Below are 23368 nucleotides of genomic sequence, written 5' to 3' on the forward strand. Positions count from 1 at the left end.
CTTCGGGTGGCGACCGGACGAGGGGAGGACACGCTCTGTGATCGTCGACTGCGCCGTCTACCGTGACGGCCACCGCACACCGGGCTTCGCCGACCTCTCCGACACCGGCTCTGGTCCTACCCGGCGGTGATCCTGCTGATGGCCGCTCTGGAGATGCTGCCGTACCGGCTGTTCGAGCGGCGGGGCCGGCTGTAGGTCCCGCGTCACCCGTCAGGCGAACTCGGGCGCCGGGGCGGCGGGTCCGCCGAGGGCGTCGCGGCGCTCGGGCATGCGCAGAGTCGTCATCCGGCGCCGGCCCACCAGCCGCTCGTAGGCGTACACGGCGTGGATGCCGGCCGCGAGGAGCGCCGACCTGGCCGCGGACCAGCCGAGGATGCGGCCCATACGGGACATGACGGCCAGGCTGACGTCGCGGTGGACGAGGATCTCGGCGAGCGCGCACGCGTGCAGCGTCCGCTGGATGGTCCGGCCGTACCCGGCGGCGGCGAGGCGCAGCAGTTCCTCGTGGCAGTAGGCGAGGTGGTTGTCCTCGTCGTCGGCGATCATCCGCACCGCCCGCCCGATGCCGGGGTGGTCGCCGAAGTGCCTGCACAGCAGCCTCATCTGCTCGCAGGCGCGCTGTTCGGTGACCCGGCTGTGGGCCAGGTAGACGACGAGGTCCTCCACGGTGAGCGGCTCGTCGGCGCGGAGCCGGTCGTGCGGGAGCCCGATGCCCCGCCGTTCCAGGAGCATCGTGTAGTCCGTCTCCGGGGGCACCGGCACGGGGTCCAGACCGCGGTTGCGCAGCAGGGCGCGGAAGATCCGGCCGTGCTTGTCCTCGTCCGACCCGTGGCGGGCGATCTTCGGGGCGAGGCCGCGCTCGCCGGGCGGTACGAGCTCCGCGATCCGGCCGTTCTCCCAGCCGCCCTGCGTCTCCCCGCCGGCCGCGATGGAGCAGAACAGCCGGAAGGACTCGTCGTGGTCGAGGATCTCCCGGAACAGGCTTCTGGGCGAAAGCACCGCGGGCCACCTCCCTGCCTGACTGCCGCGCAGCACGAGTCAAATGCGACCGCGCGGGTGCCGCAACAGGGATGAGGGCGCACTACGCCGAACGGAGGAGCGTGCGGCAGGCGACGGGGCGACCGGAACGGGGCCGGACACGGGCGTAACCGTGCAGCGGCGGGCGCGTTGTTCTCCGTGACGGCCGTGGCGGGGAAGACCCCCGAGCCCCCACCACGGCCGCGAAAAGCCACCGCCGTACCGCCCCCCGCCTGCCGTGTCGCGGCCGGCGGTCACGCCAGCCCGGCGCGCTCCAGGGCCTCGGTGCCGGCCCGCAGCGAGGCAAGCCGCTCCTCCAGCGTGAAGCCCGCGGGGGCGAGAGTCAGCGTGGTCACCCCGGCCGCGGCGTAGGCCTTCATGCGGTCCGCGATCCGGTCGACGGAGCCGAGCAGTGTGGTCTGGTCGATGAGCTGCTGCGGTACGGCGGCCGCGGCGCCCTGCTTGTCGCCGGACAGGTACTTGTCCTGGATCTCGGCGGCCTCCTTCTCGTAGCCCATGCGGCGGGCGAGCTGGTTGTAGAAGTTCTGCCTGCGGCTGCCCATGCCGCCGACGTACAGCGCGGTGTAGGGGCGGAAGGTGTCGGCGAGGCGGGACACGTCCTTGTCGTCGCCGACGGCCAGCGGCAGGGTCGGGCAGACGTCGAAGCCGTCCAGGGTCATGCCGGCCTTCTCGCGGCCGGCGCGCAGGTGCTTGACCGCCGTCTCCTCGAGGTGGTCGGCGGAGGGGAAGATGAGCAGCGCGCCGTCGGCGATCTCGCCGGTCTGCTCCAGGTTCTTCGGGCCGATGGCGGCGATGTAGAGCGGGATGTGCTCGCGCTGCGGGTGCACGGTCAGCTTGATCGGCTTGCCGGGACCACCCGGCAGCGGCAGCGTCCAGTGCTCGCCGTCGTACGTCAGCCGCTCCCGCGTCATCGCCCTGCGGACGATCTCGACGTACTCGCGGGTGCGGGCCAGCGGCTTGTCGAACTTCACGCCGTACCAGCCCTCGGACACCTGCGGGCCGGAGACGCCGAGGCCGAGCCGGAAGCGGCCGCCGGACAGCGAGTCCAGCGTGGCGGCCGTCATCGCCGTCATCGCGGGCTGCCGGGCGGGGATCTGGAAGATGGCCGAGCCCACGTCGATGCGCTCGGTCTGCGCGGCGACCCAGGTGAGCACGGTGGCCGCGTCCGAGCCGTAGGCCTCGGCGGCCCAGCACACGGCGTATCCGAGCCGGTCCGCCTCCTGCGCGACGGCCAGGTTGTCCCCGTCCATGCCGGCACCCCAGTAGCCGAGGTTGATCCCGAGCTGCATGCCGTTCCCCTTACCGATCAGTAACGTCCGTTGTGCGGGGAACACTAGCGCGGCCCCGCGGCACATGGCAGTGCACGACCTGCGGGACGGCCGGTTCGCGGCGCGCCCCGGCGGGCGGGGGCCGGGTTGTCCACAGGTCACCCGCGTACCAGCCGTGGCCAGTAATCTCGGCGACCATGGAGCAGAGGCATCTCGGCCGTACGGGCCTGCGCGTGTCCCGCATCGGCCTCGGCACCCTCACCTGGGGCCGGGACACCGACGAGCACGACGCCGCGGACATGCTGAAGGTGTTCTGGGAGGCGGGCGGCACCCTCGTGGACACGGCGGACGTGTACGGCGACGGACAGGCCGAGTACCTGCTCGGGCGGCTCATGGACGGCCTCGTGCCCCGCCGAGACCTGGTCCTCTCGACCAAGGCGGGCAGCGTGCCGGACCCGGACCGGCGCTTCGACGGCTCCCGCGGCCATCTGCTGGCCGCGCTGGACGCCTCCCTCACCCGCCTCGGCACGGACTACGTCGACGTGTGGCACGTCCACGCCTTCGACCCGCACACACCGCTGGAGGAGACCCTCCACGCGGTCGACCTCGCCGTCGGCAGCGGCCGGGTGCGCTACGCGGGCGTCTCCAACTTCTGCGGCTGGCAACTGGCCAAGGCCGCGACCTGGCAGCTCGCGGCGCCCGGCGCCCGGACGCGGCTGGCGAGCACGCAGATGGAGTACTCGCTGCTGCAACGCGGCGTGGAGCGCGAGGTGCTGCCCGCCGCGCTGGACCTGGGCGTCGGCCTGCTGCCGTCCTCACCGCTGGGCCGCGGCGTGCTGACCGGCAAGTACCGCAACGGAACGCCGCCGGACTCGCGGGGCGCCTCGGAGCACCTGGCGCCGTTCGTCGAGCCGTACCTGGACGACACGGCGGGCCGCATCGTGGACGCGCTCTCCACGGCGGCGGACGGGCTGGCGGTGACCCCGCTCCAGGTGGCCCTCGCCTGGGTCCGCGACCGGCCGGGCGTGACGGCGCCGATCGTCGGTACCCGCAACGCGCAGCAGCTCACGGCGGTGCTGTCAGTGGAGGCGCTTAGTCTTCCTGACGAGATCTGCCGGGCGCTCGACGACGTGTCGGAGCCCGTGCACCGCTATCCCGATCACGACTGGAGCACGCTGTGAGCACGGAGCCGGAGACCACGGAACAGACGGGGCCTGGCACCCCGGACCCCGGGGCGGACGACGGGCTCCGCCACGACGGCCCGGTCGGGGAGGGCGGTACGTCGGGGGGTGGGGTGTCGGAGGCCGAGGAGACCAGGGAAGACTGTGCCCCGGAAGGCGGGGCGGCCGCGGAGGGGGATGTCTCCGGGGCCGGAACGAGCGCGCGGAATGGCGCCTCGGAAGCCGAGGGGGCCGGGGGAGGCGACGCCTCGGACGGCGGGGCGAACTCGGAAGACGGCGCCTCGGACGGCGGGGCGGCCTTGGGAGGTCGCGCCTCGGACGGCGGGGTGAACTCGGAGGACGGCGCCTCCCAAGCCGGAACGACCGCGACAGACGGCGCCTCCGAGGCCGGTGCGGCCTCGGGCGGGGGCGTCGCTCCGGATGCGGGCGGCACCCCGGAGGACGGCGCGGGCGGCAGTGGCTCGGTGGAGGACGGGCAGTCCGGCGCGGAGGCGCAGCCCTCGAACGGCTCGCACGCCTCGGACGCCTCGGACGGGGGCGATCGGTCCGAGGCCGAGGCCGAGTTGGCGGCTCAGCGGGTCGAGCGGGAGCGGATCGAGCAGCGGAAGGCCGAGCGGAAGGGGCCGATCGAGAGCGGCGGCAAGCTCAGCGGCACGGCGGCCGACCTGCTGGCCGCCGTGCGGGCCGTGGAGAGCGGTGAGAAGCCCTCGGCCACCGTCTTCGCCGAGCCCGAGCCCGTACCGCGCCGTCCCGCCCCCGAACCGGCACCGCGGCCGAGGACCGTGGCGCCCGAGGCCGCCACCGCGCCCGCCGGGCCGGTGCCTGAGACCGTCCAGGCGGTGCGCCGGGTGCTGGCCCAGGGCGGCGCACCGGAGACGCTCGCCCCCCAGGTCGCCGCTGCCCTCGGCGAGGGCGCGGAGGAGCGACTGCACGCCGACCCCTGGCAGTTGCTGCACGTCACCGGCGTACGGCCGGAGCAGGCCGACGGGTTCGCGCGCGCCCTGCTCGGCGCCGAGTGCGGCCCGGACGACGAGCGCCGCGGCCGGGCCTTCACCGTGTGGCTGCTGGAGCAGGCCGCCCTCGCCGGGCACACGGCCCTGGAAGCCCCGGCCCTGACCGCAGCCCTGGCCCAGCGGTCGGTGCCCGACCCCGAGGCGGCCCTGAACGGCACGCTGGCGGAGGGCGAGGCCCTGGTGTTCCAGGACGCCCTTGAGGACGCCCCGGCCACCGAGGATGCGGACGAGGACGGCGGGCGTCCGGTGCGCGTCCTTGTCGGCCTGGAGCGGTACGCGCTCGCCGAGGAGAGTCTGGCCGACGGACTCTCCCGCCTGATCAACTCCGCGCCGAAGGAAGGCGGTTCGGCCTCGGACTGGGAGCGGGCCGCCGCCTCCGCGCAGGGCTCCGCCGCCGAGTTGCTCCGCGCCGTGGCCGGGCACGGGCTGGTGCTGCACACCGGCGGGGAGGCGTCCCGCGTCGAGCCCGCGCGGCTGCTGGGCGAGGCGGGTCGTCTCGGGCTGCGCGCCTGGGCCGCCGCCCACAGCCCGCTCGGCCGGGACGGCTTCGGGCAGCTTCTCGGGCGGCTTCCGCAGGCGCAGGAGCCCTCGGAGGCGCCCACGTCCGCCGTCGCCACGGTGGCCGGACTGCTGTCCGGCGCCGAGGGCCCCGGCCGGGACGAGGACGGTTCGCTCGCGCTGGACCTCCTCGTCGTGCTCGACGCGCCCCAACTGGACGTGGAGACGGCGGCCCTGCTGGTCGAGTCGCTGCCGGACGGGGCGCGGCTGGTGCTGGCCGGGGATCCGGCGGTGCTGTGGTCGGTGGGGCCCGGTCGGGTGTTCGCGGATCTGCTGGCGGCTCGGGTGTGCCCGCAGATCGCCTCGCGCCTGCCGGATCCGGGCCCGCTGGGCGAGCTGGTCTCCGGCGTCGGCGTCGGCGAGCTGAACCAGGTGGCGGCGCCCGGCAAGGAGGTTGTGATCGTCCCGGTGCGGGACGCGGGCGAGGCCGTGCACCGGACCGTACAGCTCGTCGCGGACTCGGTGCCGCGGGCGATCGGTGTCCCGGCCGAGCAGACCGTGGTGATCACCCCAGGGCACGGCGGCGCGGCCGGCACGCGTGCGCTGAACGCCGCGCTGAAGGAGCGGCTCAACCCGGGCCCCGGCCGCTTCGGCGGTTTCGACCCGGGCGACCGGATCGCCTACTCCCCCGCTCCGGGCCGTACGCTGCCCGGTCAGGTGGTGAAGGCCGACGCCGAGGGGCTGCACCTGTCCTGCTCGGGCGCCCACGTGGTGGTCGCGAAGGAGCGGGTGGAGACGCAACTGCGGCACGGATGGGCGCTGACCGCGCACCAGGCCGTGGGCGGCCGGTGGCCCGCGGTGGTCGTCGTGCTGCCCGGCGACGCGGCCAAGGGGCTCAGCCGCCCGTGGGTCTACACGGCGTTCAGCCGGGCCGCCCGGCATCTGTCCGTGGTGCACGGCGTGGAGCAAGCACTGCCCCGTGCCGTCGCCGAGATCCCGGCCAGGCCACGTACGACCCGCCTGCCCGCCCTGCTCCAGCCCCCGGCGCAGGATCCCGGGACACAGGAGCGAACGGCCGGCTGACATCCCGGAACTCCCGGAACTCCCAGAACTCCGGGAACACACGCCTCAGCCGCCGCGGAGCGGCCCGGCGTGCGACCGGGGCGGACCGGCGAGCGCCGGTCCGCCCACGGCCTCAGCGGTCATTCGCGTCCAGCGGATCCAGGTCCTCTTCGTCGAGCGGCGCGCTGAAGTCGTCCTCGTCGAGAACCCCGTCCTCGTCCTCGTCGAGGTCGTCGTCGTCCAGCTCGTCGTCCTCGTCGTCGAAGACCGCGCTGACGTCGAAGCGGCAGACGACCCGCTCCGGGTCGACGTGCTCGAAGGGGGCGTCCAGCCAGTCACCCGGGTCGGCGGGCTCGTCCGCGGCGGTGACCCACAAAGTCGAGTCACCCTCCTCCAGGCCGAACTCCTTGTGCCGGGAGGCGATCTCGTCCGGTTCGAACTCGCCGAACAGGATGCCGATCGCCCCGTGCACCGTGCCGGAGGCGCCCTCGGCGGTGCCCAGGACGGCCTCGGAGTCCGCGGCCTCCACCCGCTGGGCCTGCGCCAGCAGCCGCTGCGGCTCGGCCACGGCGTAGTCGCGACGGATCAGCACGCTGATCGCGTTCGGCTCCTCGGGACCTGTGTACGGCGGCAGCGAGTCGTCACCGGGGATCTCGAAGGGCGTGACCTCGTCGTAGCGGTCGTAGAGCAGTTCGTCGTAAGCCTCCGCCGCCGCGGCCAGCTGGTTGAACGCCTCGTAGACGGCCGGGTCTTCGTCCCCCGACCGGCGTTCGACCGCGGCCAGGTGGCGGTCGAGCGCGGTCTTGACCGCCTCGGCGGCGGCGCGTACCTCGGCAGCGGTGGGCTGCGCAGCATCAGACATAGTGCAGACGCTATCCGTACCGGGCCCCAGCCCGCACAATAGATGCGATGCCGGAATACGAATTTGTCGACGTGTACGTCCCGCGCGGGGTGTCCCGCAAGGAGACGGCACGTCTGCTGACGGACCACGCCGAGTACGGACACTGGGAGTTGTACCGTCTGAGCCTGCTGCGCGACGGCAGCCGCAGGGTGCGGTTGCGCCGGCGGATCATCCGCCAGGTGCGCGCCACGTGGTGAGCTGAGGCGGCCGAGCCACAGCGGGCCCCGCCGATGCGGGGCCCGCCTTGTCATGCACATCGCCGCTTTCGGACTACCTGGCGGAGGTCCGTGCCTTGCGGTACAGCACCGCACCCGCGAGCAGCGCGCCCGCGCCCACCGGCAGGACGGCGCCCATCGGCAGTTCGCTGCCGGTGTGGGCGAGCTGCGCCCGGCCGCTGGTCGCGGCGACGGACTGCGCCTCCGGCTGGTTCACCCGCGTCGAACCACCGGGGGTGCCGCTGCCGCCGTCCTCGGAGGGCGGCGTGGCCGGGGTAGCGGGGGTGGCAGGAGTGCTGGGTGTGCCCGGTGTGCCGGGCTGACCCGGAGTATCCGGGTGACCGGGCGTCCCCGGATGTCCCGGGGTCCCGGGGTGACTCGGGTGACCCGGGTGGCCCGGGTGACCCGGGTGGCCGGGATGCCTCGGTGTGCCGGGCGGGTTCTCCCGGTCGCCACCCGGAGGCGTGGTGTGGCTCCCGCCGCCGTTGGCGCAGTGGTTGCCCATGGCCGGGTTGGCCACACCGATCACGTCGACACTGTTGCCGCAGACGTTGACGGGCACGTCGACCGGCACCTGCACCGTGTTGCCGGAGCCGACGCCCGGCGAGCCGCTGGTGCGCCCCTGGGCGTGGGAGCCTCCTCCGTTGTTCCCGGACGCGCTGCCGCCGTGCTGGGCGCAGGTGTTGCCCGCCGCCGGGTTGAGCAGTCCGACGACGTTGATCGTGTTGCCGCAGACGTTCACCGGTACGTGCACCGGCACCTGCACCGTGTTGCCGGACAGCACGCCCGGTGACCGGGAGGCGGCGCCGGACGCGTCCGCGTCGGCGTGGGCGTAGCCGCTCGCCGCGGCGATCACGCCGGTGGCCGCGGCCACCGTCATCAGGCCCTTGCGGGTGACCTGTCGCATTTTGCTGAATCCCTGCCTTCGACCTTCTCGAACCTTCCGGAACGCGCGGTCGCATCCGTCGGAATTCCGTCGTCGCGACCGCGCCGATAAACCGGTCGACCCCGGAGCGCATGGCGGGCGCTCCGGGGTCGACGGGTTCAGACCCCCCACGGAGTCGATGGAGTCAGACCCTCACGGGGCGGGGCACAACGTCAGTGGTTGACGCAGGTGTTGCCGAAGGCGGGGTTCAGCAGCCCGATCACCGAGATCGTGTTGCCGCACACGTTCACCGGCACGTGAACGGGCACCTGGATGACGTTGCCGGAAACGACGCCGGGGGACTGCACGGCAGCACCCTGGGCGCCCGAGTCGGCGGCGGCCATCCCGGCGCCCGCGAGAACCAGTCCACCGGTGGCGACCGCGGCAGCGACGACCTTCTTGATCATTATTCCTCCTCGTTGACAAAGGCGATCTCATGTTGCTGATCGCATCACCTGTAACGAGGAGGAACTAATCGGGATACGAGCTTATGGTCGCATTCACTCTTCCCGGTCGTTCCCGCACGCGCGGTCGATTACCGGGGTCAAGCCGTCGATGACGAATCGGGGCGGAACTCAGGACGCGTCGATGAACCGGTCGAGCACGCGCACGCCGAACTTCAGGCCGTCCACCGGCACCCGCTCGTCCACGCCGTGGAACATGCCCGCGAAGTCCAGCTCCGGCGGCAGCTTCAGCGGCGCGAAGCCGAAGCCCCGGATGCCGAGGTCGTCGAAGGACTTGGCGTCGGTGCCTCCGGAGAGCATGTACGGGATGGCCTTCGCGGCCGGGTCCTCGGCCACCAGCGCGGACTGCATCGCCTCCACCAGGGCCCCGTCGAAGGTGGTCTCGACGGCCTTGTCGGAGTGCACGTCCTCGCGCTCGACCTTCGGTCCCAGGATCCGGTCGAGGTCGGCGAGGAACTCCTCCTCGAAGCCGGGCAGGAACCGCCCGTCGACGTGCGCGGTGGCCTCGCCCGGGATGACGTTGACCTTGTAACCGGCGCCCAGCTGCGTGGGGTTGGCGGTGTTGCTCAGGGTGGCGCCGATGAGCTTGGCGATGCCGCCGAGCTTCGCGATCGTGCCGTCCATGTCCTCCGGGTCGAGCTCGGTGCCGAGCGCGTCGCCCAGTTCGTCCAGGAAGGCGCGGGTGGTCTTGGTCACCCGCACCGGGAACCTGTGCCGCCCGAGCCGGGCGACGGCCTCCGACAGCTCGGTGATCGCGTTGTCCCGGTGGATCATCGAGCCGTGCCCCGCGGTGCCGGCCACGGTCAGCTTCATCCAGTGCATGCCCTTCTCGGCCGTCTGGATCAGGTACAGCCGTCGCTGTTCGCTGACGGTGAAGGAGAACCCGCCGACCTCGCTGATCGCCTCGGTGACCCCCTCGAACAGGTCCGGGTGGTTGTCCACCAGGTACCGGGCGCCGTACGTGCCGCCCGCCTCCTCGTCGGCGAGGAAGGCGAGCACGATGTCCCGCGGGGGCCTGCGTCCGCTGCGCAGCCGGTCGCGCACGACCGCCAGCGTCATCGCGTCCATGTCCTTCATGTCGACCGCGCCGCGCCCCCACACGCACCCGTCCGCGACCTCCCCGGAGAAGGGGTGGTGGGTCCAGTCGTCGGCGTTGGCCGGTACGACGTCGGTGTGGCCGTGGATCAGCAGCGCCGGCCGGGAGGGGTCCTCGCCCTCGATGCGGGCCACCGTCGAGGCCCGGCCCGGGTGCGATTCGAAGACCTTCGGTTCCAGGCCCACCTCGGCGAGCTTCTCGGCGACGTACTCGGCCGCCCTGCGCTCACCCGGTCCCGAGTGGTCGCCGTAGTTGCTGGTGTCGATCTGGATCAGCTCGCGGCAGAGGTCCACGACCTCGTCCTCGCCGGTGACGCCCCTGGCCGTGCCCGTCTCGCTCACGCTGCTTCCTCCCGCTGTGTGCTGGTGGCCACCCCGTGTGCCGGTGGTCCACTCATCCTCCCCCTCCCCCGCGCCAAGCCCAAGAGAGCCCCGGGCCCCGCCCTCCGCCGCCCGCCCCGGCCCGCCCGCGCGGTGGCCCCCTGGGGCGGGCCGGGTGATCGGGCCTGCCCGAAAGCCTGGTAATGTTTCCTTCGTCGCCGCGGGAAGGCCCGCGCGACAGACACCCCGTCCGGGTGGCGGAATGGCAGACGCGCTAGCTTGAGGTGCTAGTGCCCTTTATCGGGCGTGGGGGTTCAAGTCCCCCCTCGGACACCACCGGAAAACGGTGTCGACCAGTATCGGTCGGCACCGTTTTCGCGTTCCCACCGCACGTCGCATCAGGGCTACACGTGCGCCGCCGCCATGTGGTCCGTGAACCAGTCCCGGGCCAGGTCGGTCACCGTCTCCAGGGCTCCGGGCTCCTCGAAGAGATGGGTGGCACCGGGGACGACGTCGAGGTGGCTCTCGCAGCGCAGACGGGACTGCGCCTGGCGGTTGAGGTCGAGGACGACGGTGTCGGCGCCGCCGACGATGAGCAGGGTGGGAGCGGTCACGTCCGGCAGGCGTGGCCCGGCCAGGTCGGGACGGCCGCCTCGGGACACCACGGCGGCTATGTGCGCGCCGGGTTCCGCCGCTGCCCAGAGGGCGGCGGCCGCGCCTGTGCTGGCGCCGAAGTAGCCGACCGCCATCCGCTCGGCGCCGGGACGGCCGCGCAGCCAGCCGGTGGCGGCGGTGAGCCGGGCGGCCAGCAGCGTGGTGTCGAACACGTTGGCCCGCTCCCGCGCCTCCTCCTCGGTGAGGAGGTCGAACAGGAGGGTGCCGAGGCCGGCCCGGTTCAGGCCCTCGGCGACGAAGCGGTTGCGCGGGCTGTGCCGTCCACTGCCGCTGCCGTGCGCGAAGACCACGATGCCGACGGCCTCGGGGGGCACCGTCAGATGACCGCCGAGCCGCACGGCGCCGGCCGCCACCGCCACCTCGAGGTCGACGGGGAACCGGTGCGAGCGGCCCGCCGCCCGGCGGAGGCAGGCGACGACGTCCTCGTCGTCGAGCTGGGCGAAGTCGGCGTAGAACTGGCCGACCGCGAAGAAGTCCGGCGGGGTGGCCAGGCACACGAGCTCGTCGGCCTCGTCGCCGAGCCGGTGCGTCCAGTCCGGCGGTGCGACGGGGACCGCCAGCACGGTCCGCGCGGCCCCGCGGGCGCGTACCGTCCGGCAGGCCGCCCGCGCCGTCGAGCCGGTGGCCACGCCGTCGTCGACGACCACCGCGGTCCGGCCCGCGACGGCGACCGGTGGCCGTTCGCCCCGGTAGCGCTCGGCACGCCGCTGGAGCTCGTCGCGTTCGCGCTCCTCCACGCGCGCGAGTTCCCCGGGTGTGACGCGTGCCTCGCGCAGCACGTCCTCGCCGAGTACGCGTACGCCGTCCTCGCCGATCGCCCCCATGCCCAGCTCCGGGTGGAAGGGCACGCCCAGTTTCCGTACCAGGCACACGTCCAGCGGGGCGCCCAGGGCCTCCGCGACGACCTCGGCCACGGGGACGCCGCCGCGGGGCAGGCCGAGCACCACGACGTCCTGGCCGGTGAGGTGTTCCAGACGGGCGGCCAGCCGCCGTCCCGCGTCGAGACGGTCCGTGAAGAGCACCGTTCGGCTCCTTCACTCCCTGGACGTCCACAGGGGGACGGGGGGCGTCGCCTCCGGCGCTCCCACCGCGTCGATGTCGCCCGCGGCGGCGCGCAGCAGCTCGCGGCCGAGCGCGATCAGCGCACGGCCGGCCGCGAGTTCGTCGCCGATCTCGGGCACCGCCATGTCGTACGGATTGCGGCGGGCCTCCGCCCGGGTCTCCAGGACGTTGTCGCCGGTGTCCAGGACGATCCGGGCGGTGGTGTCCGGATCGTGTTCGGACAGATACAGATTGAGCCGCCACTCCTTGACGGAGGGAGGCCGGATGCCGACGGGTCGAGTCATCGTCCGTGTCTCCTCAACTCCGGTGGGAAGCAAGGCCACACTGTCGAGGCGACGAGTGACCCGGCGTGGCCTCCTTATTCCACTGTGCCCCCGTCGCGCGCGTGCCGCACGGGCGCGACGGGGGAAGCGGGCGTACCGGGGGCGGGCGGGTGCGCCACCGCGGGCAGAATGGGGGGCATGACCACGCGTTCCTGCCCGTGCGGGCTGCCCGAGCCGTACGAGAGGTGCTGCGGCCGCTACCACGGTGGTGGTGCCGCCGCGCCGACCGCCGAGGCGTTGATGCGGTCCCGGTACTGCGCCTTCGTGCGGCAGGACGCGGGGTATCTGCTGCGGACCTGGCACCCGCGGACCCGGCCGGCGCGGCTCGACCTGGATCCCGGGATGCGCTGGACGGGTCTGGAGATCCTCGGTGCGACGGACGGTTCGGCGTTCCACGGCACCGGGACGGTGACGTTCCGGGCGTCCTACCGGGGTGGCTCGCTGCTCGAACGCAGCCGGTTCGAGCGGGTCGACGGGGCGTGGGTGTACGTGGACGGGGACTTCCCCGAGCAGTGAGGGAGCGCCGGGCTACGGCGCCAGGACGTCCAGTTCCTGGAGGGCCCCGACGGTGATCTCGCGGGTCAGCCGCTCGGCGCGGTCCGCGTCGCGGGCCCGGACCGCCTCGGCGAGCTGGACGTGGAGGGTGACGGCGGCGGGGTCGGGCTCCTCGAACATGACCTCGTGGTGGGTGCGGCCCGCCAGGACCTCGGCGACGACGTCGCCGAGGCGGGCGAACATCTCGTTCCCGGAGGCGCTGAGGATCACGCGGTGGAAGGCCATGTCGTGGACCAGGTACGCCTGAAGCCGGTGGTGGCCGCGTGAGTTGGCCACCATGCCGAGGGCGCACTCGGTGAGTTCGGCGCACTGCTCGGGGGTCGCGAGCCGGGCGGCCAGCCCCGCGGCGACCGGTTCGACGGCGGAGCGCAGCACGGTCAGCGACCGCAGCTGCCGGGGCCGGTCGGCGCCGGCCAGGCGCCAGCGGATGACCTGCGGGTCGTAGACGTTCCACTCGGTCTGGGGGAGCACGGTCACGCCGACGCGGCGGCGCGAGGCGACCAGGTGCATGGACTCCAGGACGCGGACCGCCTCGCGCATCACGGAGCGTGACACGTCGAAGCGCTGCGCCAGTTCGTCGGTGCGCAGCACGCTGCCCGGCGGATACTCGCCCGCGGTGATGGCGGGGCCGAGGGTGTCCAGTACGCGGCCGTGCAGCCCTCGGCCCGGTGTGCTCATGCACTCAGCGTACGGGGCGGATCACACTCCCAAAAAGTCAGACTTATATGTCACAGACTCTTGAATTAGTCGTACCTATGGGTTTCAGTATGGCGGACGCCGGATGTCGGCGTCCCATGTCGAGGAAGACAGCGAGACAGTGATGCGCACCCCCCACGTCGTCGTGGTGATGGGCGTCGCCGGCACGGGCAAGACCACGATCGGTCCCCTGCTCGCCGCCCGGCTCGGCGTCCCGTACGCCGAGGGCGACGACTTCCACCCGCAGGCCAACATCGCCAAGATGACGGCCGGGATCCCGCTCGGCGACGAGGACCGGTGGCCGTGGCTCGACGCCATCGGCGCCTGGGCCCACGGGCGGGCGGGGCTGGGCGGAGTGGTGAGCAGCTCGGCGCTGAAGCGGTCGTACCGCGACCGGCTGCGGGCCGCGGCTCCCGGCGTCGTCTTCGTGCACCTGACGGGCGACCGGAAGCTCATCGAGGACCGGATGGGGCACCGCCGGGGTCACTTCATGCCGACGGCGCTGCTGGATTCCCAGTTCGCCACGCTGGAGCCGCTCCAGCGGGACGAGCGGGGCGTCGCGGTCGACGTCTCCGGGTCGCCCGAGGAGATCACCGCACGCGCCGTGGCCGCGCTGGACGGCCTCGACAGCTCCACGCAGTCCTCGCGGTCCTCCGAGGAGCCGCGGCCCTGAGCCCCGGCGCCTCTCCCCCACGCTCGCCGACTGCGGCACACCTCTCCCCACCGTCCCTCTTCACCTGCAAGGGAACACCGTGACCAGACTCAGCGTCGAGATGCTGGCAGCGGACGCGCCCCCGCCGATCACCTCGGCCGGCCACGCCCAGCTCGGCATCGCCGTCCTCGCGGGCATCGCCGTCATCGTCCTGCTCATCACCAGGTTCAAGCTGCACGCCTTCCTGTCCCTGACCATCGGATCGCTGGTGCTCGGCGCGGTCGCCGGGGCACCGCTCGACAAGGCGATCGCCAGCTTCACCACCGGCCTGGGCTCCACCGTCGCCGGCGTGGGCGTGCTGATCGCCCTCGGCGCGATCCTCGGCAAGCTGCTCGCCGACTCCGGCGGCGCCGACCAGGTCGTCGACACGATCCTGGCGAAGGCCAGGGGCCGGGCGATGCCGTGGGCGCTGGTGCTGATCGCCTCCGTGATCGGTCTGCCGCTGTTCTTCGAGGTCGGCATCGTGCTGCTGATCCCGGTCGTGCTGATGGTGGCCAAGCGCGGCAACTACTCCCTGATGCGCATCGGTGTGCCGGCGCTGGCCGGTCTGTCCGTGATGCACGGCCTGATCCCGCCGCACCCCGGCCCGCTGGTCGCCATCGACGCGGTCAAGGCCAACCTGGGCGTGACGCTGGCGCTCGGCATCCTCGTCGCGATACCGACGGTGATCATCGCCGGTCCGCTGTTCGCCAAGGTCGCGGCCCGCTGGGTGGACGTCCCCGTTCCGGACCGGATGCTGCCCCAGCGCCCGTCGGAGGAGCTCCAGCGGCGTCCGAGCTTCGGCGCCACGCTGGCCACGGTGCTGCTCCCGGTGGTGCTGATGCTGGCCAAGGCCCTGGTCGACATCGTCGTGGACGACCCGGCGAACATGACCCAGCGCGTCTTCGACGTCATCGGCTCCCCGATGATCGCGCTGCTCGCCGCCGTACTCGTCGGCGTCTTCACGCTGGGGAGGCCGGCCGGGTTCAGCAAGGAGCGGATCTCCTCGACCGTCGAGAAGGGCCTCATGCCCATCGCCGGCATCCTGCTGATCGTGGGCGCGGGCGGCGGCTTCAAGCAGACGCTGATCGACGCCGGGGTGGGCCAGATGGTCCTGGACATCTCCAAGGACTGGTCGATCCCGGCGCTGCTGCTGGCCTGGCTGATCGCGGTGGCGATCCGGCTCGCGACCGGTTCGGCGACCGTGGCGACCATCTCGGCGGCCGGTCTGGTCGCCCCGCTCGCGGCCGACATGTCGACCACCCACGCCGCCCTGCTGGTGCTGGCCATCGGCGCCGGCTCGCTGTTCTTCAGCCATGTCAACGACGCCGGTTTCTGGCTGGTGAAGGAGTACTTCGGGCTGAGCGTCGGCCAGACGATCAAGAGCTGGTCGGTCATGGAGACGATCATCTCGGTGGTCGCGGGCGCCCTGGTCCTGCTGCTGTCCCTGGTGATCTAGCGGTACGCCGGCGGCGGCCGTGACCGGGTGGTGGTGCCCTCGGTCACGGCCGCCGCGGCCGTACGTGCCTTTCCGCCGGTGGGCCTACGGGCGCCACAGCGGGTGTTCCCCGGTCGCCCACTCGCGGGTCACCAGACCGGTGCGCAGGCCGCGCCGGGCCTCCGGGTCGCCGAGGGCCATGCCGATGTGGCCGGCCAGGACGACGCCGATGGTCAGGGCGAGCCAGTCGTGGACGAAGGTCGCGCTGGTGCGCCAGGCCACCGGGGTGAGATGGGTGAACCACATCAGCAGGCCGGTGCCGAGCATGACCAGGCCGGCGCCTGCGATCCAGGCGGCGTAGATCTTCTGGCCGGCGTTGAACTTTCCGGCCGGGCGGGAGGCGGGCCGGCGGTCGCGGCGCAGGGCGGCGCGCAGCCAGACCCGGTCGTGCCGGCCGAAGCGGTTGAGGAGGCGCAGGTCGGCGAGGAAGGCGCGGGAGGCCAGGCCCAGCAGGACCGGTACGGGCAGGGCGAGGCCCGCGCACTCGTGGACGCGGACGACCAGTTCGCGTCGGCCGACCAGTTCGGCGAGCTGGGGGATGTAGAGGCAGGCCGCCGTCACCACGCACACGCCCATGAGCGCGGCCGTGGTCCGGTGCACCCACCGCTCGGCCCGGGTGAAGCGGCGGACGCGGGTGCCGGGCGGGGCCGGGGCGTCAGCTCGTAGGGACATCGGAGCGTCCGTTCGAACGGCCGACCCAGGCGTCGACGTCGTAGCCGAGGTTCTCCCAGTAGCCGGGCTCGACGCGGTCGGTGACGGTGATGCCGGAGAGCCACTTGGCCGACTTGTAGAAGTACATGGGGGCCACGTAGAGGCGGACCGGCCCGCCGTGCGCGTGGGTCAGGTCCTTGCCCTGCATGCGCAGCGCGACCAGCACGTCGGGGCGGCGGGCCTGGTCGAGGGTGAGGCTCTCGGTGTAGGTGCCGTCGAAGCAGGTGAACCGGACGGCTCTGGCGCCCGCCCGCACTCCGGCCGCGTCGAGCAGCCGGGAGAGCCGTACGCCCTCGAAGGGTGTGCCGGGCACCCGCCAGCCGGTGACGCACTGGACGTCGCGGACCATGCGGGTCCGGGGCAGGGCCCTGAGGTCGGCCAGCGTGTAGGTGGCGGGGTGGTCGACGAGGCCGTCGACGGTGAGGCGGTAGTCCGTGGCGTCCTTGTGCGGGACCGAGGCGGCGACCGAGTAGTAGCGGAAGCCGCCGCCGTTCGGCAGCAGGCCGGTCAGACCGGTGGGGTCCTTTCCGGACACCGCGCCGAGGAGGCCCTCCATGCCCCGTTGCAGAGTGGGTGCGGTGGCCACGCCGAGGGCGCCGAGGCCGACGGTGGCGAGGAAGATGCGGCGGCCCACGGGGCGGCCTTGTTCCTCGGGTGCTTCGGGGTTCACCGGATTCCTCCCAGGATGTTCCGGCTCTGAGGTCGGGGTGGGGGCACTGCGCGCTTGATCGGGTACGCTGCGTGCTGTGTGTTGCGAGAACCAAGCACGCACGACGTGCTGAGCGAGAACCAAGCCAGCACATCGACTCTCGAGTCTTTGGGGAACCCGGGCTGGTTCCAACCCGGCTGGTGCTGAGAGCGTCAGACTCGTTCGCTCGCTGAGCGAGAGAGCAGCTTGAGCCAGGAATCTCCCTGCTTCATCTGGGAGAGGGTTCAAGTCTTCATTCGAGCACCCGTGACCCCCGGCAGACCAGGGGTCCCGGATGTTCGTCAGATTTCCGTCACTGTTCCCTGCGCTTACGGCGCCGTCTCCACCGCTTCCGTCTGCGCGGCCTTCTCCAGCTGGAAGGCCTCGTTGCCCAGCCCGATGCGGGCGTGTGCCTCCGGCCGGCGGGAGCGCAGTACGGCGCCCTGGACCAGGCCGACGACGAGGGCGAGGCCGATGATGCCGGGCAGCACCCGGCTCAGGGCCGAGCCGGGGCCGGCGTCGACCAGGACGTCGAAGTCCTTGACCGTGTAGGCGGCGATCACCAGCAGGGCCAGGCCGGCCACGGCGGAGGTGACCAGCCGCCAGGCCTGCGCGGCCGCCGCGCCGCGCCGTACGAAGAAGACGATCACCGAGACGCTGGCGGCGGCCATCAGCACGATCACGCCGAGCGCGCCGAGGTTGCCGAACCAGGTGAACAGGTGCAGCACGGGCGCGGTCGGGTCGCCGGTCGGCTTGTCGTCGGTGACGGCGAAGGCGATCACGATGACCAGCGAGACGACGGTCTGCGAGAGGGATCCGGTCGCGGGCGCGCCGCTGGAGCTGGACGTGCGCCCGAAGGCGGCCGGCAGCAGGCCCTCGCGGCCCATGGCGAAGGCGTACCGGGCGACGACGTTGTGGAAGCTCAGCATGGCCGCGAACATGCCGGTGACGAACAGGACGTGCAGGACGTCGGTGAAGGTGCCGCCGAGCCGCGACTCGGTCAGGGTGAACAGCAGCCCGGCGCTCTCCTTCTGCGCCGTGCCGATGATCGCCGAGGGGCCGGTGGCGACGGTGAGGGCCCAGCTGCTGATCGCGAAGAAGACGGCGACGCCGGCGACGGCGAGGAACATCACGCGCGGGACCAGGACGTGCGGGCGGCTGGTCTCCTCCGCGTACACCGGGGCCTGCTCGAAGCCGAGGAAGGCCGCGATGCAGAAGCACAGCGCGGTGCCGATGCCGGCGCCGGCGAGGGTGTCCGGGTTGAAGGCGTGCAGGGACAGGCCCTCCTTGGCGGGGTCGGCGATCGCCGCCACGTCGAAGATCACGACGAGTACGACCTCGATGACGAGCAGCACGCCGAGCACGCGCGCGTTGACGTCGATCTTCAGCCAGCCGAGCACGCCGACGACGGCCGCGGCCGCGAGCGCGGGGATCCACCAGGCGACGGTGACGTCGGCGTAGGTGGCGAACAGGTTGGAGACCTCGAAGCCGAAGATCCCGTAGATGCCGGCCTGGAGCGCGTTGTAGGCGACGAGGGCGACGAGCGCCGCGCCGGCGCCCGCCGTGCCGCCGAGGCCCCGGGAGATGTAGGCGTAGAAGGCGCCCGCGTTGTGGACGTGGCGGCTCATCTCGGCGTATCCGAAGCTGAAGAGGATCAGTACGGTGCCGAGGACCACGAAGAGCAGCGGTTGTCCGACGATGCCCATCACCGCGAATGTGGTGGGCATGACACCCGCGACCACCATGAGCGGGGCGGTCGCCGCGAGGACGGAGAGCAGCAGACCCCCCGTGCCGAGGCGGTCGGCGCGCAGGGCGCGATCCTGCCCCTTGAAGGTGCTGATGCCGCCACCGTCGGCGGTGGTTCTGCTCGTGCTCGAACTGCCCGTCGTCATCGGGGGTTCGTCCTTTCGGGCGTCGGGGTCGTGGTGCGTACGGGGTTGCGGGGCACTACACCGCACCGAGCGCGCCGGCGCGCGCGATGCGGAAGGCGGTGTACGGATCTCGGCCGGGGTACGCCCACGGCGCCTGGGTGGGATGGCCGCCGATGCGGTGGAACAGGGCGGCGGCCTCGGCACCCCGGCCCTCGCAGTGCTTGGCGTGGGCGAGGAAGTTCAGATCGACCAGGCGGCGGGCATGCCCCTCCTGCTCCCACTCCAGCCACCAGTCGAAGGCGGCCTTCATCACCTGTCGGGCCCGGCGGCCCGTCCAGTGCCCGGAGGCGGCCGGGTCGGCCTGTGCGTGACCGGCGCCGGCCAGGACGCGGTAGCGCTCGGCGTGCGCGACCACCGGGAGCATGGCCAGCGGTGAGTCGGCGGGCGCCTGCTCGGCGGCCCAGTTGGCGAAGTCGTACACCTCGTGCAGCGGGTCCGGGCCGGCGTCGGCGCGCCGCTCGGCCAGCTGGGCCACCATCAGGTGGTGGGCGTGGTGGTGGTCGGGATGGCGGTGGCGGACCTTGTCGAAGAGGCGGACCACCTCCTCCTCGTCACCCAGGCCACGTTCCAGCAGGAGCAGGCCGAGCCACGGCGTGGGGTCCTCGGGCGCCAGCTCGGCCGCCGCCCGGCAGGCCTCGCGGGCCCGGTCGGGCTTCTCCCTGCCGCACAGGGCGCCCTGCACCAGGGACATGCCGAGCAGGACGGAGGCGTCGGCGGACTCGGGTTCGGCGAGCAGCCAGTCACGGGTCCAGGCCGCGGTGTGGGACTCCTCGGCGAGGACGGTGACGCGGTGTCCCCGGCGGTCCCAGTCGTCCTTGGTGCGCACGAGCAGCGAGCGCACCACCTGCCACCGGCCCTGCGCCAACGCCACGCGCGCGTCACGGAGTTCGGTGTCGTCGAGAGCGGTGTCGAAGGCCTGGGCCGCTCGCTTGCGGCCGCGTCCGAGGGGAGGCGGGGGTGGGGACACCGCGGGACTTCCTCACGCGCTCTTTGTTTCGTGGCCCGGTACGCCCCGGGAGCGGCCCCCCGTTCGGCCCACCGGCCTCGGCTTGCTCGTCGGTCATCGGCTTGCCATCGGCTGATCACGGACAGCAAACCCCCAGCCAATGCGCTCCGTCAAGGGTCGCCCCCGCGTTACACGCGTCAACTGCCCTTACAGAGGCGGTACTTGTGAAGACGCCCGGTCTCCGGGCCGTGACGGCGTCCCGTCCCGCGGGAGGGTCACTCCTGTGGCGTACGCCATGGCACGGCGGTGCCGAGGGTTCCACCGTGGTCCAGGGCCGCGCCATCGCCCCCGACCGCGGGGCGTCGTGACCGGGCGGACCGCCCGAATCCGGGCCATCCCGGCAGCGGGCCGGACCCCGGGACGCTACAGTCGGCGACTACGCACCCCGTGGCCCGGCCGGATGATCGAGGTACGCAGCGTGTCGGTTCTGGTTGTGATTCTCGCCGTGAGCGCCGCCTGCTGCCTGGGCTTCGGTTTCGTGCTCCAGCAGAACGCGGCCCAGCGGGCACCGCTCGGCGACTTCCTCTCGCCCCGGCTGCTGCTGGACCTGATGAAGGTGCCGCGCTGGCTGGGCGGTCTGGGGCTGATGATCGGCGGCATGGTGCTGGGCGCCTTCGCCCTGGGCCGGGGCGAGATCTCGCTGGTGGAACCGCTGCTGGCCACGAACCTGCTGTTCGCCCTCGCCCTGTCCCGACGGCAGACCAGACAGCCACTGGGCGGCCAGGGCTGGGCGGGGCTCGCCCTGCTGGCCGGGGGCGTGACCGCGTTCATCGTGGCGGGTCGGCCGCGCGCCGGCAGCGCCGTCACCGACCCGCTGCGGCACTGGCTGATCATCGGCGTGATGGTGGGTGTGGCCCTGCTGCTGACGGCGTACGCCAAGCGCTCGCGGCTGAGTTGGGGACCGGTCCTGCTGGCGGTGGCCGCCGGGCTCCTCTACGGCGTGCAGGACGCGCTGACCCGGGTGAGCGGGCAGCGGTTCTCGGCGGGCGGCTGGACGGAGCTGTTCACCGGCTGGCAGCCGTACGGCCTGCTGGTGATCGGCGTCACCGGGCTGATCCTTATGCAGAGCGCCTTCGAGACGGCGCCGCTGCGCATGTCCCTGCCGGCCCTGACCGCGGCCGAGCCGCTGGCCGGGATCGCCTGCGGGGTGGGCTTCCTCGGCGACCGGCTGCGCACCGACACCGGGGCGCTGGCCTGGGAGGCTTCGGGCCTCGCGGCCATCGTGACGGGCATCGTCCTGCTCGGCCTGCACCCGGCGATGCCGTACGGGGCGGCGGTGTCCGAGCGGAAGCACGACCTGCAAGCGCGCTGAGCCGGGCCCGGCCCGCGGCCACGCGGACGGTGACGGCCGCCCACCGGGACGGCGGCCTGCTTGCACGGCGGCCTGCTTGGATGGCGGCATGAGCGCTGAAGACGAGATCCTCGACATCGTCGACGAACAGGACCGGGTCGTCGGGCGGTCCCCGCGCGGCGAGGCGTACGCCAAGGGGCTGCGCCACCGCTGCGTCTTCGTCCAGGCCCGGGACGCGGAGGGCCGCCTCTTCGTCCACCGGCGCACCTCCACCAAGCTGGTCTTCCCCTCCCTCCACGACATGTTCGTCGGCGGTGTGGTCGGCGCCGGCGAGGCCTACGACGACGCGGCCCTGCGCGAGGCCGAGGAGGAACTGGGGGTGACGGGGCTGCCCCGCCCCGAGTACCTCTTCAAGTTCCTGTACGACGACGGCGCCGGCCGCACCTGGTGGTCGGCTGTCTACCAGGTCCGCTGCGACCTGCCGGTACGGCCGCAGGCCGAGGAGGTCGCCTGGCACGACTTCCTGCCCGAGGACGAGGTGGAACGCCGCCTGGGCGAGTGGGAGTGGGTACCGGACGGGCTGGCCGCCTACGAACGGCTGAAGGCACACCGGTCAGGGGGGTGAACCGGCCCCGGTGGCGGCACGGCTACGGCAGCCGCCTCTCACCCGCGCGTGCGAAGGACGGGCGGCGGCTACGGCCGCAGTGCCCGCAGCAGCAGGTCGGCCAGGTGGTCGGCGACCTGCTGGGGACCGAGCGGGCCGTCGGGCCGGTACCAGGTCGACAGGTGGTGGACGGAGCCGAAGTGGTAGTCGACCACGAGGTCCGCCGGGGTCGCCGTGGAGAAGACGCCGGCCCGCTGGCCCTCCTCGATGAGCGCGCGGAAGCGTTCGTGGTAGCGCCGGCGCTCGGCGCGCACCTGCTTGTTCTTCTCCGGGCTCAGGTGGTGCATCGAGCGGAAGAAGATCATGGCGTCGTCGAGGTTCTCGATGGTGGTGACCACCACGTCCGCCGCCGCGTCCCGCAGCCGCTTCTCGACCGGTTCGTCGGCGTCCGCGAAGGCGTCCAGACGCTCCTGCTGGACCCGCAGCACGCGCGCGTACACCTCGTGCAGGAGATCGTCCTTGGAGCCGAAGTAGTGGTAGAGCGCGCCTTTGGTGACACCGGCCGCCTCGACGATCTCCTGCACCGAGGTGCGGTCGTAGCCCTGCTCGGCGAAGAGCCGGGTGGCGGCGGCCAGGAGCCGCTGCGGCACCGGAGTGCCGCCTGAGTCCGTCGTCCTGGGCACCTGCCGCCACCTGCCTTCCGTGTTCCTGCTCGCTGTGCTGCCTACGGGAACGCAGTTCCCGACGGAGGATCTTCCCATTTGCCGTCCCCGGCAAGTCCGGCAGGATCTCGGTCGGCCCCGGTCGCCCGCGCCCCCGGCGTCAGCGGGTCTCCTCCCATTTCCGCTGGATGTGGTTCATGTTCGTCAGCCAGCGGTCGGGGTCGGCGGACCGGGCCCGGTAGAACCCGGCGACCTCGGGGTGCGGCAGGATCAGGAAGCGGTCCTCGGCGATACCGTCGAGCAGGGCGTCGGCCACGCCCTCCGGCTCGATCGCGGTGGGCTGGAGCACCAGGTCGCCGGCACTGCCGGTGGCGGCCAGCATGCCGGTGCGCACGCCCTGCGGGCAGATCGCGTGCACCTTGATCCCGCGGTGGCGGTAGGTCAGCGACAGCCACTCGGCGAAGGCGTACGCGCCGTGTTTGGTGACGCTGTAGGGAGCCGCGCCGATCATGGTGAGCAGCCCGGCCGCGGACACGGTGGAGACGAACCGGCCGCTCCCGCGTTCCAGCCAGGCGGGGAGCAGCGTCTCGGCGGCGCGGACGTGGGCCATGACGTTGACGTCCCAGGCCTGTGCCCACACCTCCTCCCCGGCCGCCTCCGAACCGCCCGAGCCGAGGCCCGCGTTGGCGCAGTAGACGTCGACCGTGCCGCCGAGCGCGTCACGGGCCGCGGCGACGACCTCGGAGGCGTCGCCCGGGACCGCGATGCCGCCGATCTCGCCGGCGACGGACACGGCCCGGTCGGCGTCGAGGTCGTTGACGACGACCCGGGCGCCCTCGGCGGCGAACCGGCGGGCCAGCGCGGCGCCGATACCGCCCCCGGCCCCGGTGACGACCACTCCCGCACCCTGCACGGCTTGCACCATCGGTCTCCTTCGGCATGGCTCCGACACGACACGACACGGATCGACTCGACTCCGCCCCACCAGACTAAC

The 23368-nt window shown here is 72.8% G+C and carries 23 protein-coding genes and 1 tRNA gene; 9 read left to right on the top strand and 15 right to left on the bottom strand.

Translation table 11 applies throughout. The features are described from left to right. Positions 1–210: 210 nt before the first annotated feature. On the bottom strand, positions 211–999 hold the full coding sequence (locus tag ACFY3J_RS26625; protein WP_390841884.1) for a ferritin-like domain-containing protein: 789 nt from the start codon (positions 997–999) through the stop codon (positions 211–213). A gap of 272 nt (positions 1000–1271) precedes the next feature. After that, a complete protein-coding gene (locus ACFY3J_RS26630; RefSeq protein WP_390841885.1) occupies positions 1272–2327 on the bottom strand; it encodes an LLM class F420-dependent oxidoreductase in 1056 nt (351 codons plus the stop codon). Between the two features lie 176 nt (positions 2328–2503). On the opposite strand from ACFY3J_RS26630, the gene ACFY3J_RS26635 reads away from it, so the two are divergent. Next, positions 2504–3487: an aldo/keto reductase gene (locus ACFY3J_RS26635; protein ID WP_384175288.1), complete on the top strand. Its 984-nt coding sequence runs from the start codon at positions 2504–2506 to the stop codon at positions 3485–3487. A gap of 326 nt (positions 3488–3813) precedes the next feature. Continuing rightward, positions 3814–6081: a helix-hairpin-helix domain-containing protein gene (locus tag ACFY3J_RS26640; protein ID WP_390841886.1), complete on the top strand. Its 2268-nt coding sequence runs from the start codon at positions 3814–3816 to the stop codon at positions 6079–6081. Between the two features lie 112 nt (positions 6082–6193). On the opposite strand, the gene ACFY3J_RS26645 is transcribed toward ACFY3J_RS26640, so the two are convergent. Further along, positions 6194–6922, bottom strand: a complete 729-nt coding sequence (locus tag ACFY3J_RS26645; protein ID WP_384175284.1) for a hypothetical protein — start codon at positions 6920–6922, stop codon at positions 6194–6196. A 47-nt stretch (positions 6923–6969) separates the two neighbouring features. On the opposite strand from ACFY3J_RS26645, the gene ACFY3J_RS26650 reads away from it, so the two are divergent. Next, on the top strand, positions 6970–7158 hold the full coding sequence (locus ACFY3J_RS26650; RefSeq protein ID WP_030244084.1) for a DUF5703 family protein: 189 nt from the start codon (positions 6970–6972) through the stop codon (positions 7156–7158). 73 nt (positions 7159–7231) lie between these two features. Here ACFY3J_RS26650 and ACFY3J_RS26655 read toward each other — a convergent pair whose 3' ends face one another. The 3 genes from ACFY3J_RS26655 to ACFY3J_RS26665 form a co-directional block, all read right to left on the bottom strand. Further along, complete coding sequence (locus ACFY3J_RS26655; RefSeq protein ID WP_384175282.1) at positions 7232–8083, bottom strand: chaplin; 852 nt, start codon at positions 8081–8083, stop codon at positions 7232–7234. A 191-nt stretch (positions 8084–8274) separates the two neighbouring features. Further along, positions 8275–8508, bottom strand: a complete 234-nt coding sequence (gene chpH, locus ACFY3J_RS26660; RefSeq protein WP_141362476.1) for a chaplin ChpH — start codon at positions 8506–8508, stop codon at positions 8275–8277. A 168-nt stretch (positions 8509–8676) separates the two neighbouring features. Beyond that, entirely contained in the window at positions 8677–10002 is a 1326-nt protein-coding gene (locus ACFY3J_RS26665) for a M20/M25/M40 family metallo-hydrolase (protein ID WP_384175280.1), read from the bottom strand. A gap of 227 nt (positions 10003–10229) precedes the next feature. Here ACFY3J_RS26665 and ACFY3J_RS26670 point away from each other — a divergent pair. After that, positions 10230–10317, top strand: a tRNA-Leu gene (locus tag ACFY3J_RS26670). A gap of 68 nt (positions 10318–10385) precedes the next feature. Here ACFY3J_RS26670 and ACFY3J_RS26675 read toward each other — a convergent pair. Both ACFY3J_RS26675 and ACFY3J_RS26680 read right to left on the bottom strand, forming a co-directional pair. Next, positions 10386–11678 carry a phosphoribosyltransferase family protein gene (locus tag ACFY3J_RS26675; protein WP_390841888.1) on the bottom strand — a complete coding sequence of 431 codons (1293 nt, stop codon included), beginning with the start codon at positions 11676–11678 and terminating at the stop codon, positions 10386–10388. A 12-nt stretch (positions 11679–11690) separates the two neighbouring features. Next, positions 11691–12002, bottom strand: a complete 312-nt coding sequence (locus ACFY3J_RS26680) for a dsRBD fold-containing protein (protein ID WP_141362470.1) — start codon at positions 12000–12002, stop codon at positions 11691–11693. A gap of 177 nt (positions 12003–12179) precedes the next feature. Between ACFY3J_RS26680 and ACFY3J_RS26685 the strand changes: the two genes are divergently transcribed. Beyond that, complete coding sequence (locus ACFY3J_RS26685; RefSeq protein ID WP_384175276.1) at positions 12180–12557, top strand: YchJ family protein; 378 nt, start codon at positions 12180–12182, stop codon at positions 12555–12557. 12 nt (positions 12558–12569) lie between these two features. Here ACFY3J_RS26685 and ACFY3J_RS26690 read toward each other — a convergent pair whose 3' ends face one another. Continuing rightward, entirely contained in the window at positions 12570–13274 is a 705-nt protein-coding gene (locus ACFY3J_RS26690) for a FadR/GntR family transcriptional regulator (protein WP_384175274.1), read from the bottom strand. Between the two features lie 142 nt (positions 13275–13416). On the opposite strand from ACFY3J_RS26690, the gene ACFY3J_RS26695 reads away from it, so the two are divergent. Together ACFY3J_RS26695 and ACFY3J_RS26700 are read left to right on the top strand one after the other, a co-directional pair. Further along, positions 13417–13965 (top strand): gluconokinase, encoded by a 549-nt coding sequence (locus ACFY3J_RS26695; RefSeq protein ID WP_384175733.1) that lies wholly within the window; start codon positions 13417–13419, stop codon positions 13963–13965. A 79-nt stretch (positions 13966–14044) separates the two neighbouring features. Then, a complete protein-coding gene (locus tag ACFY3J_RS26700) occupies positions 14045–15442 on the top strand; it encodes a GntP family permease (protein ID WP_384175273.1) in 1398 nt (465 codons plus the stop codon). A gap of 84 nt (positions 15443–15526) precedes the next feature. On the opposite strand, the gene ACFY3J_RS26705 is transcribed toward ACFY3J_RS26700, so the two are convergent. The 4 genes from ACFY3J_RS26705 to ACFY3J_RS26720 form a co-directional block, all read right to left on the bottom strand. Beyond that, positions 15527–16153 carry a cytochrome b/b6 domain-containing protein gene (locus ACFY3J_RS26705; protein WP_390841889.1) on the bottom strand — a complete coding sequence of 209 codons (627 nt, stop codon included), beginning with the start codon at positions 16151–16153 and terminating at the stop codon, positions 15527–15529. Further along, positions 16137–16862, bottom strand: a complete 726-nt coding sequence (locus ACFY3J_RS26710) for a molybdopterin-dependent oxidoreductase (RefSeq protein WP_390841890.1) — start codon at positions 16860–16862, stop codon at positions 16137–16139. Before ACFY3J_RS26710 ends, ACFY3J_RS26705 begins: the two co-directional genes overlap by 17 nt. A gap of 347 nt (positions 16863–17209) precedes the next feature. Then, positions 17210–18772: an APC family permease gene (locus ACFY3J_RS26715; RefSeq protein ID WP_390841891.1), complete on the bottom strand. Its 1563-nt coding sequence runs from the start codon at positions 18770–18772 to the stop codon at positions 17210–17212. A 55-nt stretch (positions 18773–18827) separates the two neighbouring features. Further along, positions 18828–19778, bottom strand: coding sequence for a hypothetical protein (locus ACFY3J_RS26720; RefSeq protein ID WP_384175265.1), 951 nt, complete (start codon positions 19776–19778; stop codon positions 18828–18830). Between the two features lie 457 nt (positions 19779–20235). Here ACFY3J_RS26720 and ACFY3J_RS26725 point away from each other — a divergent pair, with 457 nt between their 5' ends. Beyond that, the gene (locus ACFY3J_RS26725) at positions 20236–21129 is read left to right on the top strand and encodes a DMT family transporter (RefSeq protein ID WP_384175263.1); all 894 of its coding nucleotides are present in this window, start codon (positions 20236–20238) and stop codon (positions 21127–21129) included. Between the two features lie 88 nt (positions 21130–21217). Beyond that, the gene (locus tag ACFY3J_RS26730; RefSeq protein WP_384175261.1) at positions 21218–21733 is read left to right on the top strand and encodes an NUDIX hydrolase; all 516 of its coding nucleotides are present in this window, start codon (positions 21218–21220) and stop codon (positions 21731–21733) included. A gap of 68 nt (positions 21734–21801) precedes the next feature. Here the strand turns inward: ACFY3J_RS26730 and ACFY3J_RS26735 are convergent, their stop codons facing one another. Together ACFY3J_RS26735 and ACFY3J_RS26740 are read right to left on the bottom strand one after the other, a co-directional pair. Beyond that, the gene (locus tag ACFY3J_RS26735; protein WP_384175259.1) at positions 21802–22395 is read right to left on the bottom strand and encodes a TetR/AcrR family transcriptional regulator; all 594 of its coding nucleotides are present in this window, start codon (positions 22393–22395) and stop codon (positions 21802–21804) included. A gap of 139 nt (positions 22396–22534) precedes the next feature. After that, positions 22535–23299, bottom strand: coding sequence for an SDR family oxidoreductase (locus tag ACFY3J_RS26740; RefSeq protein WP_390841892.1), 765 nt, complete (start codon positions 23297–23299; stop codon positions 22535–22537). Between the last annotated feature and the right edge of the window lie 69 nt (positions 23300–23368).

It is taken from the genome of Streptomyces sp. NPDC001231 (assembly GCF_042896885.1).
Taxonomy (GTDB): domain Bacteria; phylum Actinomycetota; class Actinomycetes; order Streptomycetales; family Streptomycetaceae; genus Streptomyces.